This window comes from Pseudarthrobacter sp. PvP090, from assembly GCF_040547365.1.
Classification (GTDB): Bacteria; Actinomycetota; Actinomycetes; order Actinomycetales; family Micrococcaceae; genus Arthrobacter.
This window is the reverse complement of record NZ_JBEPPO010000007.1, coordinates 1-12,220: the sequence shown is the minus strand read 5'-3', so window position 1 is coordinate 12,220 and position 12,220 is coordinate 1. Positions and strand designations below refer to the sequence as shown.

13 protein-coding genes and 1 pseudogene are annotated in these 12,220 nt (G+C 69.4%); 8 read left to right on the top strand and 6 right to left on the bottom strand.

The window, feature by feature from the left end; all coding sequences use genetic code 11:
• Nucleotides 1-55 precede the first annotated feature (55 nt).
• A complete protein-coding gene (locus ABIC21_RS09650; RefSeq protein ID WP_354350184.1) occupies nt 56-475 on the bottom strand; it encodes an Hsp20/alpha crystallin family protein in 420 nt (139 codons plus the stop codon).
• 180 nt (nt 476-655) lie between these two features.
• Entirely contained in the window at nt 656-1,381 is a 726-nt protein-coding gene (fabG, locus tag ABIC21_RS09645; RefSeq protein ID WP_354350183.1) for a 3-oxoacyl-ACP reductase FabG, read from the bottom strand.
• A gap of 152 nt (nt 1,382-1,533) precedes the next feature.
• Here fabG and ABIC21_RS09640 point away from each other — a divergent pair, with 152 nt between their 5' ends.
• From ABIC21_RS09640 to ABIC21_RS09625, 4 genes are read left to right on the top strand one after another with little or no spacing between them, the layout of a single operon-like run.
• Entirely contained in the window at nt 1,534-2,073 is a 540-nt protein-coding gene (locus tag ABIC21_RS09640) for a DUF3099 domain-containing protein (protein WP_354350182.1), read from the top strand.
• On the top strand, nt 2,070-2,318 hold the full coding sequence (locus ABIC21_RS09635) for a hypothetical protein (RefSeq protein ID WP_354350181.1): 249 nt from the start codon (nt 2,070-2,072) through the stop codon (nt 2,316-2,318). Before ABIC21_RS09640 ends, ABIC21_RS09635 begins: the two co-directional genes overlap by 4 nt.
• Nucleotides 2,319-3,209 (top strand): SURF1 family cytochrome oxidase biogenesis protein, encoded by an 891-nt coding sequence (locus ABIC21_RS09630; protein ID WP_354350180.1) that lies wholly within the window; start codon nt 2,319-2,321, stop codon nt 3,207-3,209.
• Between the two features lie 3 nt (nt 3,210-3,212).
• Nucleotides 3,213-3,689 (top strand): YbaK/EbsC family protein, encoded by a 477-nt coding sequence (locus tag ABIC21_RS09625; RefSeq protein WP_354350179.1) that lies wholly within the window; start codon nt 3,213-3,215, stop codon nt 3,687-3,689.
• A gap of 139 nt (nt 3,690-3,828) precedes the next feature.
• On the opposite strand, the gene ABIC21_RS09620 is transcribed toward ABIC21_RS09625, so the two are convergent.
• Nucleotides 3,829-5,427, bottom strand: coding sequence for an ABC-F family ATP-binding cassette domain-containing protein (locus tag ABIC21_RS09620; protein ID WP_310049265.1), 1,599 nt, complete (start codon nt 5,425-5,427; stop codon nt 3,829-3,831).
• A gap of 322 nt (nt 5,428-5,749) precedes the next feature.
• On the opposite strand from ABIC21_RS09620, the gene ABIC21_RS09615 reads away from it, so the two are divergent.
• The 3 genes from ABIC21_RS09615 to ABIC21_RS09605 are packed head-to-tail and all read left to right on the top strand — an operon-like array spanning nt 5,750 to nt 7,925.
• Entirely contained in the window at nt 5,750-6,442 is a 693-nt protein-coding gene (locus tag ABIC21_RS09615; RefSeq protein WP_354350178.1) for a biotin transporter BioY, read from the top strand.
• Nucleotides 6,439-7,257, top strand: a complete 819-nt coding sequence (locus ABIC21_RS09610; protein WP_354350177.1) for an energy-coupling factor ABC transporter ATP-binding protein — start codon at nt 6,439-6,441, stop codon at nt 7,255-7,257. Before ABIC21_RS09615 ends, ABIC21_RS09610 begins: the two co-directional genes overlap by 4 nt.
• The gene (locus tag ABIC21_RS09605) at nt 7,254-7,925 is read left to right on the top strand and encodes an energy-coupling factor transporter transmembrane component T family protein (protein WP_354350176.1); all 672 of its coding nucleotides are present in this window, start codon (nt 7,254-7,256) and stop codon (nt 7,923-7,925) included. The genes ABIC21_RS09610 and ABIC21_RS09605 overlap by 4 nt, the downstream gene beginning before the upstream one ends.
• A gap of 371 nt (nt 7,926-8,296) precedes the next feature.
• Here the strand turns inward: ABIC21_RS09605 and ABIC21_RS09600 are convergent, their stop codons facing one another.
• Entirely contained in the window at nt 8,297-9,499 is a 1,203-nt protein-coding gene (locus ABIC21_RS09600) for a thiolase family protein (protein WP_354350175.1), read from the bottom strand.
• A complete protein-coding gene (locus tag ABIC21_RS09595; RefSeq protein WP_354350174.1) occupies nt 9,492-10,898 on the bottom strand; it encodes an AMP-binding protein in 1,407 nt (468 codons plus the stop codon). The genes ABIC21_RS09600 and ABIC21_RS09595 overlap by 8 nt, the downstream gene beginning before the upstream one ends.
• A gap of 58 nt (nt 10,899-10,956) precedes the next feature.
• Here ABIC21_RS09595 and ypfJ point away from each other — a divergent pair, with 58 nt between their 5' ends.
• Nucleotides 10,957-11,844 carry a KPN_02809 family neutral zinc metallopeptidase gene (gene ypfJ / locus ABIC21_RS09590; RefSeq protein WP_354350173.1) on the top strand — a complete coding sequence of 296 codons (888 nt, stop codon included), beginning with the start codon at nt 10,957-10,959 and terminating at the stop codon, nt 11,842-11,844.
• 99 nt (nt 11,845-11,943) lie between these two features.
• Here the strand turns inward: ypfJ and ABIC21_RS09585 are convergent.
• Nucleotides 11,944-12,220 (bottom strand): annotated as a pseudogene (locus tag ABIC21_RS09585) (hypothetical protein); the annotation flags it as partial.

The window sequence follows — 12,220 nt, the reverse complement described above, 5'->3', positions numbered from 1 at the left end:
GCGGTAAAACGGACGGGCGGACCGACATGGTCCGCCCGTCCGTCCGCGTCGCGTGCTACGGGTGGTCGATCCTGATCTTCCTGGCGGTCGCGTCCGGGGCAGTGACGGGGGCAGGCGCACGCACCTCGAGGACGCCGTCCTTGTAGGTGGCGGTGATGTCCTCTTCCCTGGCGCCCGGCGGCAGCGCAACACTGCGCGAGAAGGAGCCGTAGCGGAACTCCGAGCGGTAGCCGTCCTTGCTCTTGTGCTCGGTTTCCTCTTCCCGCTCCGCCCGGATGTGCAGCATGCCTTCGCTCACGGAGACGTCAACGTCCTTGTCCGGATCAATCCCCGGAACCTCCGCGCGCACCACCAAAGTGGTGCCGTCCACAAACTGTTCGACCTTGATGGACGGTGTCATGGTCAGGTCCCCGTCAAGGAAACGCTTGATCGGCTCCAGCACGTCCGACGGGACCCACTTGTTCAGTTCAGCCACGATTGTCCTCCTGATTCCATGCCCCTGCCATGGTGTGGTCAGGGGCTGTAGCCCCATTACACACCCCGGCAGCACCCGCGCTAAGGGCAAAAAGTCCTGTCGTGGCTGCCCGGCGCGCCCCGCAGGGTGCGCGTACAGCGCCGGCGGCTCCCGCCGTCGTCGTCAGCTTTGGTTTCCTCCCTAGTGGCCCATGCCAAGGCCGCCGTCGACCGGGATCACGGCGCCGGAGATGTAGGCGGCCTCGTCGCTGGCGATCCAGCGGACCACGTTGGCGACCTCGGAGGCCTCGGCGAAGCGGCCGGCGGGAACCTTCGAGAGGTAGTCCTTCTGGGTTGCTTCGGCCAGTTCCGCGGTCATGTCCGTGTTGATGAAGCCCGGCGCCACGACGTTGGCGGTGATGCCGCGGGCGCCCAGCTCGCGGGTCAGCGAGCGGGCGATGCCGACGAGGCCGGCCTTCGACGCCGAGTAGTTGATCTGGCCGGGCGCGCCGTAGAGGCCCGAAACCGAGGAGATGAGGACAACGCGGCCCTTGCGTGCCCGGATCATGCCCTTGGAGGCGCGCTTGATGACGCGGAAGGCACCGGTGAGGTTGGTGTCGATGACCGACGTGAAATCGTCCTCGCTCATGCGCATCAGCAGGGTGTCCTTGGTGATGCCGGCGTTGGCCACCAGCACCTCGACGGGGCCATGGGCGGCCTCCACTTCCGTGAACGCGGCGTCCACGGAGGCCTCGTCCGTGACGTCGGCCTTGACACCGAGGATGCCGGCCGGGAGCGAGGATTCGCTGCGGTAGGTGACGGCCACCTTGTCGCCGTTGGCGAGGAAGGCTTCGGCGATGGCGAGGCCGATTCCGCGGTTTCCACCGGTGATCAGGACACTGCGGCCGGTGGTTGCTGTTTCAGACATGGTGGGGCTCCGGAATTCTGCGGCGGGGCGGTGCCGCGGTGGGGGCGGGATTTTCCTGCCTCCGATCTTAGCGCCCGGTGCCGCCCGCGTTTGGGCGGCTCTCCCGTTGGTGAGAGAATTGCAGTAAGCCTTGGGAGCGTGATCTGACAGCCGTGACACTCAAAAACCGACCCGGTGTACCTGTGCCCGGGAGCCCGGACGTACCGTCCGGTGATTCCGAGGTTCACAGCATCACGGACGCCGCCGCCGCGCACTCCGAAGAGATGCGCCAGCGGATGATCAAGTACGCCGTGGCGATGGGTATCCGCATGGTGTGCCTGATCCTGATTTTTGTCGTGGACGGCTGGTTGAAGATCCTCCCGGTCATCGGGGCCGTGTTCCTGCCCTGGTTTGCCGTCATCATCGCCAACGGAAGCGACAAGGCGGAAGTCCATGCCGACTCGCTGCTTGACTACGCGCCGCTGGCCCAACTCGATGCGCCGGCCGCCGGGCCGGCCGGCCACGGAGGCGCGGTGCCGGGCGACCCGTCGATGACGCTGCTGCAGGGCGAACTCGTCGATGACGATGACACAGCGACGGACGGCCGCGGCGGTTCCGGCGGCCCGGGCCGTTCCGGCGGCCCAGCCGACGGCCATGGCGTTCCCGGCGGGCACGCCGATGACGACGGCGGCCGCGGACGGGCGGCGTCATGAACCTTTTTGACCTCACCGGGAACGGCGGGGCAGCCGGTCCGGTCGACGCTGTCTGCTCCCGCAAAGCGTGCCGGAGCGGCGCCGAGTGGCAGCTGCTCTGGAACAACCCCAAGATCCATACCCCCGAACGGCGCAAGATCTGGCTGGCCTGCGGAGAGCACCGGGCCTGGCTCGAGGGCTATCTGCAGACCCGCGGGCTCTGGAAGGACACCGTGGCATTGAACCCGGCAGGCAGGGCAAGCTGAATGTACCGTTTTCTCTTCTCCAGCAAGTGGCTGGGGTATCTGTTGCTGGCCGCGATTTTTGCCGCGGCGTGCGTCGGACTTGGCCGCTGGCAGATGGACCGCCGCGCCGAGACACTGGCCGAGATCAACCGGGTCACCTCGAACTATTCCGCCACGCCCGTGCCGTTCGCTGAGGTCAAAGACCAGTTCGGCTCACTGGCGGCGGACCGCGAGTGGACCCAGGTGGAACTGCAGGGCAACTACGACGTCGCCGGGCAGCGGATCGTCCGCAACCGCCCGCTCAACGGCCAGCCGGGCTACGAAGTCGTTGTTCCCTTCAAGGTGGTCACCGGCGAGACCGTCGTGATTGACCGCGGCTGGCTGCCGATCGGCAACAACAACCCGGGCAGCCCCGACACGGTTCCGGCACCCCCGCAGGGGACCGTGACCGTCGTCGCCCGGCTCAGACCTGCCGAGCCCGAGCTCCAGCGCGGCGCCCCTGAAGGGCAGCTTGCCTCCATCGATCTCGCCGCCTACTCCGCGGAGCTGGGCTACCCCCTGATGACCGGCGCGTATGGCCAGCTGGCGTCGGAGAGCCCGGCGGTGGCGGACATGCCCTTCCCGTTCCCCAAGCCGTCCACCGAAGAGGGCACCCACCTGTCCTACTCGCTGCAGTGGTTCGCGTTCGGCGTGCTGATGTTCATCGGATTCGGCTACGCGGCCCGTCAGCAGGCCCGAAACGCCGCCATCGATGCCGAGGACGCCGAAGCCCAGGCGGGAGACGGAGACTCTGCCGGCGTCTTTATGCACTCCAGCGGCCCGGTGGCCCGCCGCCGTCCTGTCCCCCGCAAGCGGAAGAACGCAACCGCGGAGGAAGAGGAAGACGCGATCCTCGACGCCCAGGGGTTCTGAGGAGTGGCCGTCCCGTTCCCGGAGCCCGTGGCCCGGGTGAGGCACGCGCTGAACGTCCTCGGCGCCGAGGACACGGTCACGGTGTTCGATTCCACAGTCCCGACGGCGGCGGCCGCGGCCGCGGCGCTCGGCTGCGAGGTCGCGGCCATCACCAACAGCCTCGTGTTCGACCTTGAGGGAGCCCCGCTGCTGATCCTGGCCAGCGGCGCCGCAAAAGTCGACGTCCGGAAGGTCGCCGCGCAGCTGGGCACCGGAAGAATCCGCAGGGCCTCGCCCGAATTCGTGCTGGAACACACCGGCCAGGAAGTGGGCGGAGTGGCCCCGGTCGGGCATCCGGAGAAGATCAAGACGCTGCTGGACGAGTCCCTGGCCGCCCACGTCGTGCTCTGGGCCGGCGCAGGAGACCACCACTCGATGTTCTCGATCAGCTACGCCGAGCTCCGCAGGATCACGGAGGCCAAGGAAATGCCCGTCCGGTAGAAACTGGCCGAACGGAGTGGTGACAAATGCACGAGCGCAGCGGCGCGGCTGATTTGTGTAGCGTGCGTCTAAGCGAGGAACGAGCGAGCACGCGGCAAATCGGGCGCGGCGCGAAGCGGAAGGCGAGCCTGGGACCGGCCTACGCCAGCGTAATCAGGTCCAGGTAGTCTTCGTTCCAGTGGTCCTCGATGCCGTCGGGCAGCAGCACGACGCGCTCCGGATTCAGCGCCTCGACGGCACCTTCATCGTGGCTGACCAGCACCACGGCGCCGGTGTAGTTGCTCAGGGCGCCGAGGATTTCGGCGCGGCTGGCGGGGTCCAGGTTGTTGGTGGGCTCGTCGAGCAGCAGCACGTTCGCACTGGAGGCGACGATGGTGGCCAGGGCCAGGCGGGTCTTCTCGCCGCCGGACAGCACACCGGCGGGCTTGTCGACGTCGTCGCCGGAGAACAGGAACGAGCCCAGGATGTTGCGCACTTCCGCATCGTTCATGTCCGGGGCGGAGGACCGCATGTTCTGCAGCACGGTCCGGTCCACGTCGAGCGTCTCGTGCTCCTGGGCGTAGTAGCCCACCTTCAGGCCGTGGCCCGCGACGACTTCGCCGGTGTCCGGCTTGTCGACGCCGGCGAGCATGCGCAGCAGGGTGGTCTTGCCGGCGCCGTTGAGGCCCAGGATGACCACCTTGGAGCCGCGGTCGATCGCGAGGTCGACGTCGGTGAAGATCTCCAGCGAGCCAAAGGACTTGCTGAGGCCGTCCGCGGTGAGCGGGGTCTTGCCGCAGGGCGACGGATCCGGGAAGCGCAGGGCTGCCACGCGGTCGGTCGCGCGGACGGCTTCGAGGCCGCCCAGCAGGCGCTCGGCACGCTTGGCCATGTTCTGTGCGGCGACGGCCTTGGTGGCCTTGGCGCGCATCTTGTTGGCCTGGTCGAAGAGGACCTGGGCCTTCTTCTCCGCGTTGGCGCGCTCCCGCTTGCGGGCACGTTCGTCGGTTTCGCGCTGCTGGAGGTAGCGCTTCCAGTCCATGTTGTAGAAGTCGATCTGCGCACGGTTGGGGTCCAGCAGGAAGACCTTGTTCACGGTGGCCTCGAGCAGTTCCGTGTCGTGGCTGATCACGATCAGGCCGCCCTGGTGGTTCTTCAGGAACTCGCGCAGCCAGGTGATGGAGTCGGCGTCGAGGTGGTTCGTGGGCTCATCCAGGAGCATCGTCTCGGCGTCCGAATACAGGATGCGGGCAAGCTCCACGCGGCGCCGCTGGCCGCCGGAAAGGGTCTTGAGCGGCTGGTTCAGCAGCCGGTCCGGGAGGGCGAGGTTGGAGCAAATCGCTGCGGCCTCGGCCTCGGCAGCGTAGCCGCCGGCGGCCAGGAACTCGGATTCGAGCCGGTCGTAGCGGTTCATCGCCTTGCGCTGGACCTCGGCGTCGTCGCTGGCCATGTCCTCGTGGGTCTGGCGGAGTTTGCCGACGGCGATGTCCAGGCCGCGGGCGGACAGGATCCGGTCGCGGGCAAGCTGCTCCATGTCCGGGGTCCGGGGGTCCTGCGGCAGGTAGCCGATCTCGCCGCTGCGGGTGACCTTTCCGCCGGCGGGCAGGCCTTCGCCCGCGAGCACCCGGGTCAGCGTGGTCTTGCCTGCACCGTTACGGCCCACAAGGCCGATCTTGTCTCCCTTGTCGATCCGGAAGCTCACCTGGTCCATAAGGAGGCGGGCGCCGGCGCGCAGTTCGAGATCCTGGACGGTAATCAATGCAGCTAAGGCCTTTCACAACAGGGAACGCCGCGGCACAACGGTGGAATCTGGAGGGGGCCGGGGCAGTGTGGCCGAGAGAACGGCCTCTATCAGTCTACCGGCCCAGCTTCCGCCCGTTGACAAGTGCCCCGCCGGCTGCCCGAATCCCCCGATGGCGGCGGTGCCTGCCGTGTGCCGCCGTCCATCACCGGCGGCCATTGGTGCGGCCCTCCAGCAACGGGGCACCCGGTTAGTGGAGCACCTACAAAAAACCGGGCCCGGCATGCTCGTAAAGTCAGAATCAGCAGCAGAACCGAATTACTCGCGATAGGAACTCCCCATGACGCAGACCGCCGGCAGCACGGCCGCCACCCCCGCCCGGCAGCGGCACCGCTGGAACGCCACTGACCTCGGACTGATCGCGGTCTTCGCCGCGCTCGTGGCCGGCTCCGCCCTGATTGCCGCCATTCCGGTGGGCGGGATGGGCGTTCCCATCACGGTGCAGACGCTCGCTGTTATGCTCACCGGCCTTGCCCTGGGCCCCGGCAGGGCGTTCGCCGCCGTCGGGCTGTATGTTCTCCTTGGACTCGCCGGGCTGCCAATCTTCAGCGGCGGGCGCAGCGGTCTCGGGGTCCTTGCCGGCCCCTCGGCTGGCTACATCATCGGCTTTGTCTTCGCCGCGACGGCGGTGGGCTGGCTGACCGTCGTCGTGCTGCGCCGGACGGCGGGCCGTCCCGGCAGGCTGCGCGCGTTCCTGCTTTTCGCTGCCGCGATGGTGAGCAGCATCATCTTCGTCCATGGCCTCGGCATCCTCGGCATGATGGTCAACGCGAAGCTCGACTTCTCCAAGGCGTTCCTCGCGGACCTGGTCTTCTACCCGGGAGATGTGATCAAGAACGTCCTGGCCGTGACCATCGCCCTGGCCCTGCACAAGGCATTTCCGGACCTGCTGATCCGCCGCATCCGGACGGGCGGGGCCGCGGCCCCGGCCGGCGCACCCGCTCCCCACCCCGCGGTGGATCACCGGCCGTGAGCACTATTGCGCTGGACCGGGTTGCGGTGCGGGTGGCAGTTGACGGCCGCCCCGCACCGAAGACCCTGCTGGCGGAACTGAACCTGCGGCTCACCGAGCGGCGGATCGGTATCATCGGCGCCAACGGCTCCGGCAAGTCCACGCTGCTGCGGCTCCTCAACGGACTCGTGGTGCCGAGCAGCGGGACCGTCACGGTGGACAAGTGGGACACGGTCCGCTCGGTACGGGAGGTGCGCCGGCGCGTCGGCTTCGTCTTCACTGACCCGCTGTCCCAGCTGGTCATGCCGACCGGGAGGGAGGACGTGGAACTGTCGCTCCGCCGCTCGGTCCGGGACGGCCGCGAACGCAGCCGCCAGGCGGAAGCAACCCTGGACCGCTTCGGGCTGTTGCCCCTGGCCGACCAGAGCATTTACGAACTCTCCGGCGGGGAGCGCCAGCTCCTGGCCCTCGCCGCGGTCCTCGCCGTGGACCCGGAGGTGCTGGTCCTGGATGAGCCGTCCACCCTGCTGGACCTGCGCAACCGGGAGCTGCTGCGCCGGACCCTGGCCGGGCTCAGCCAGCAGGTCATCCTCTCGACACACGATCTTGAGCTCGCGCTGGACCTCGACCGGGTTCTCGTGGTCGACGCCGGCGCGGTGGTGTTCGACGGCGGGCCGGCCGCCGCCGTCGCGCATTACCGGGCGCTGTGCGCGGCGGGGCTCCCCGCTGCCGGCGCAGCGGCGGATGCGGCGCTGCCGCAGCTGGAGAATCCGCACTTGGCTAATCCGCACCTGGCTAATCCGCACCTGGCGCAGCGGCTTCCGGGGCAGTCGTGAGCGGCCACGGATTCCTGCTGGCCAATTACGTGCCGGGCAACTCGCTGCTGCACCGTGCGCCGCTGTGGCTGAAGTTCCTGCTGGTGGTCGGCTGCGGCATGGCGTCCTTCCTGATTGTGGACTGGGCCGTGGCGGCCGCCGTCCTGGCCGTGATGTGCGCCCTGTTCCTGCTCAGCGGGGCAGGTGCGGCGCGGCTGTACCGTGCGGTCCGGCCCGTGCTGCCGGTCCTGGCGGCGATCGGGCTGTTCCAGTGGTGGCAGCTCGGCGGCCCGACCGCGGCGCGGATTGTGCTCAACGTGCTGGTCTGTATTGTGGCGGCGTCCATCCTCACGGCCACCACCCCGGTGCAGCGGCTGCTGGACGGGGTGGCCTCGCTGGCGAAGCCGTTCCGGCGTTTCGGCGCGGATCCGGAGCGTTTCGCGCTGACCATCGCCATCATGCTGCGCAGCATCCCGTTCATCGCCGGCGCCTACAGCGACGTCCGCGATTCCGCCCGGGCCCGAGGGCTGGAGCGCAACCCCCGGGCTCTGATTCTCCCGGTCTTCATCACCACAGTGGCGTTCGCCCGGCAGACCGGCGAGGCCCTCGCCGCCCGCGGCCTGGGTGAGCATGACACCGGGGAGCATGCCCCGCCTGCCACGCCCCCCGCGGGACATGCCCTCCCCTGATCCCCCGGGACCACTGGACATGTCCTCCTCTGCGCGCGGCCACTGGACATAAGCCCACTATGCTCACTGGCCGGGCCCAGGAATGGGCATGTCCCCCGGTGCGGTGGTGCGGGTCTGGGGCTCGGACACCTCGGGACCACTGGACATGTCCTCCTCTGCGCGCGGCCACTGGACCTAAGCCCACTATGCTCACTGGCCAGGCCCAGGAATGGGCATGTCCCCCGGTGCGGTGGTGCGGGTCTGGGTCTGGGGCTCGGACACCTCGGGACCACTGGACATGTCCTCCTCTGCGCGCGGCCACGGGACATAAGCCCACTATGCCCATTGGCCGGGGCCAGGACTGGGCATGTCCCCCCGGAACCAGGACCGAGCTAGGAGAAGCTCCGGTACTCCAGCAGCGCGGCGGTTCCCATTCCCCCGGCGATGCTGATCAGTGCCAGTGCCAGCTGCCCCCCGGCCGGGTTGCGGCGTGCCTGGGCCAGCAGCCGCGTGACCAGCGCGGCGCCGGACGCCCCGTAGGCGTGGCCCAAAGCCAGGGCGCCGCCGTCGGCGTTGGCGTGTTCCGTGGGGATGCCGAGCCGGTCCAGGCACGCGATGGTCTGGGACGCGAACGCCTCGTTGAACTCGACCAGCCCCAGCTCCGCGGCGGCGACGCCACACCGTTCCAGCAGGCGTTCCGCGGCCGCGGCCGCCCCGATGCCCAACAGTTGCGGGTCCACGCCCGCCGTGTCCGTGCCGCGCACCACGAGTCCGTCGGCGGCCCCCAGTTCGCGGGCGCGTTCCACCGAAGTGATCACGACGGCGGCGGCGCCGTCCGCGTCGAAGCAGGAATTCCCGGCAGTGACGGTGCCGCCGGCGGCGAACACCGGAGGGAACCGGGCCAGCACGGCGGCGGTCAGCCCGCGGCGCGGCCCGTCGTCGGCACCGACCGTGCGGGATCCGTCCGGTCCGGACACCCCCGGCAGCGGCACGATCTCGGCGTCGAAGAAGCCCGCCGCGGCGGACGCCAGGGCGCGCCGGTGGCTGCGCAGCGCCAGCTCGTCCTGCCGTTCCCGGCTGACGCCGAAGCGTGCGGCCACATTTTCGGCCGCCACCCCCATGTCCGGATCGCCAAGGCCCAGGGGGGCGAACTGCGCCCGTGCGAAGAACTCCGGCGCCCCGCCGCTGTCCCGGCGGGCCCGGAGCGGTGCCGTGCTGATGCTCTCCACCCCGCCGGCCAGGTACAGGCCGCCGCCGCCGGCGGCCACGAGCCGGGAGGCGAGGGCAATCGCGTCCAGTCCGGAGCCGCACTGCCGGTCCACCGTGACGCCGGGTACGCTGACGGGCAGGCCGGCCTCGAGGGCCGCGAGCCGGGCCACGTTCCCTCCGCCGCCCACGGCGTTGCCGATCACCACATCAGCCACCGACACCGGGTCCGCTCCGGCGTCGGACAGCAGGCTTCGGAGCACGGGGGCCAGCAGCTCGTGGGCGTGCAGGGCCTTCAGGGCGCCGTTGGCGCGGCAGATCGGGGTGCGCCGGGCGCTGATGATGACCGGCTGGCGGTCGTCGGGAAGCAGCGGCTGGGTCTCAGCCAAGGCGCCTGATCCGCGGGTCGTTGCGGGCAATCCAGTCGAGCAGCAACTCCCGGCTGAGCTTGCCGCGGTCCGTCAGCGGAAGTTCGGCCAGGGCGAAGTATTCCAGCGGCCGCTTGCTGCGGGACAGCACGTCCTCGACGCCCGCCTTCAGCTGGGTGGCGGTCACGCCGCCGTGCGAGGGAACAATGCCGGCGACGACCTTCTGGCCGCGCAGGTCGTCCGCGAGGCCCGCGGCCACGGCGGCGGCCACGCCGGGAACCGACGCCAGCGCCAGCTCGACCTCATGCGGGTAGACGTTCGTGCCGGCCGTGATGATCATGTCGGAGCGGCGGCCCAGCATGTGCAGGGTCCCGCCGTCGAGGTAGCCCTGGTCCCCCACGGTGTGCCAGCCGTCGAAGCTCTGCAGGGCCTGGCCGTCGTCGCCCCAGAGGTAGCCGTCACTGACCATGCCGCTGCGGACGCAGATGTTGCCGTCGGCCCCGTCCGGCAGCTGGACCCCGCCGTCGTCGAGGATGCGGATCTCGACGCCGGGAAACGGCTTGCCGATTCCGGTGCCGCGCTGTTCCTGCTGCTGCCCGGGCGGGAGTCCGGCGCCGGAGACGAAGCTGAGCTCCGAGGCGCCGTAGTACTCGAAGATGGTCGCGTTGGGTGCCCAGCGGCGGGCTGCTTCCAGGGTCCTGGCGTCCAGTTTTGAGCCGGCGCAGATGATGCTCCGGATGCCTGAGGCGTCGACGCCGCCGCTCAGTCCCCGTTCGCTGAGGATCCGCAGCATCGTGGGGACGAGGACCAGCCGCGTGATGCCGTCATGGCTGACGGCGGCATGGGCGTCGCCGACGTCGAAGCGGGCGAGGGTGTGGAACTCCGAACCGGCGTACAAGCACTCGGCCAGGGCATAGAGGTTCAGGCTGGCCGCGAGGGGCCCGGGCGCCAGGGTCTTGTCGTCCGCGTGCAGGCCAAAGAATTCTACCGACGCGTCGAAGGACAACTGCCAGGACCGGCGCGAGCGGCTGAAGGCCTTGGGAACGGATGTGGTGCCGGAGGTCAATCCGATCAGGAACGGCGTGTCCGGAGGCCCGTCGGCGAGGTCCGGCACGGAGGCGGCCTCCGCCGCGGGCGCGACGGTCCCGCGGATCCGGTCCCTGATGCTGTCCTGCAGGGGCAGCGGCCACGTCGGGTCCAGCGCGGCGCATTGCCGATCCCCCGCCACGGCGGCCGCGAACGCCACGGCGAAGTGCAGCGAGTTCTCCTCGGACAGCACGGTCACGGCCGGCGTGCCCGGCACCAGGCCCGCGGCGGTGTCCCGCAGCTCTTCCCAGCTCAGGCGCTGCCCGGCCACGACGACGGCGGTCCCGTCGGGGCGGTCATCGGCCCAGCGCTGGAGTCTGTCGAGAAAAGGCATCAGACCAACTTTACCGGCCCGGAGCCGGCCGAAAGCAGGGACGCGATATTGTGACAGCATGAGTTTCAATGACAACGTCCAACTGGACCCCTCGCAGGTCCAGGACCGGCGCGGCATGGGCCGCGGCGGAAAAGTCGGCATAGGCCTCGGCGGCGGCATCATCCTGCTGATCGCCTCCCTGCTCGGCATCAATCCGGGCCTGCTGGAGGGCCTGGCCGGCGGCACGCAGGATCCCGGGTCGCAGAGCCAGGGCACCGCCCCGGCCTGCACCACCGGCGCCGACGCCGACGCCCGGCTCGACTGCCGCATCACCGGCACGGTAAACAGCCTGAACGCCTTCTGGCCCGCCTACCTGGCCCAGTACGACAGGCAGTACCCGCAGCCCGGCACGGTGATCTTCGAAGGGGGCACCAGCACCGGCTGCGGCGCCGCGACCTCGGACGTGGGTCCGTTCTACTGCCCGGCCGACTCCACCGCGTACTTCGACCCGGGCTTCTTCCAGGAGCTCGTGGACCGCTTCGGTTCCTCCGGCGGTCCGCTGGCGCAGGAGTACGTGGTGGCCCACGAATTCGGCCACCACATCCAGAACGTGCTCGGCAACCTGGACCGGGCCCAGCAGGACCCGCAGGGACCGGAATCCGGTGCCGTCCGTGTGGAACTGCAGGCTGACTGCTACGCCGGACTGTGGGTCCGCTACGCCACGACCCAGGAGGACCCCCAGACCGGGCTGCCCTTCCTGGATCCGCTGACGGAACAGGACCTGCAGGATGCCCTCTCCGCCGCCTCGGCCGTCGGTGATGACCGGATCCAGCAGGCCGCGACGGGCCGGGTTTCCCCGGAGGCCTGGACCCACGGCTCCAGCGCCCAGCGCCAGAAGTGGTTCTACCAGGGATACAAGACCGGCGACATCAACCAGTGCGACACGTTCGGCGTCGCCACCCCGTAACCCCGATCCGCTGCTCCGTAACGGCCGTTATGGGCCGTTGTCATGTCTCAGTACCTCGTGGACAGTTGATGTCTCAGCACTTCGTGGACGTTTCCTGTCTCAGCACTTCGTGGACGTTTGGTTGGCCATGAAGCCTCGGGGCTTGTTGTTCCCGACGTAGTTTGTGCCTATGGGCGGGCGCGGGTGGGTGATGATTTCCGTTCCGCGCCCGTCGAAGAACATGATCGTGGCCTCGTCGTAGAGGACATGGACGGTCGCGCCGACGTGGTCTTTACCCATGGCGAAATGCATGCCGATGACGGCAACGGAACCGTTTTTCCCGACCCGTCGCTGGACGCTGCGCCTGGTGGCGGGCACGGTGATTTCAGGGTTGGGC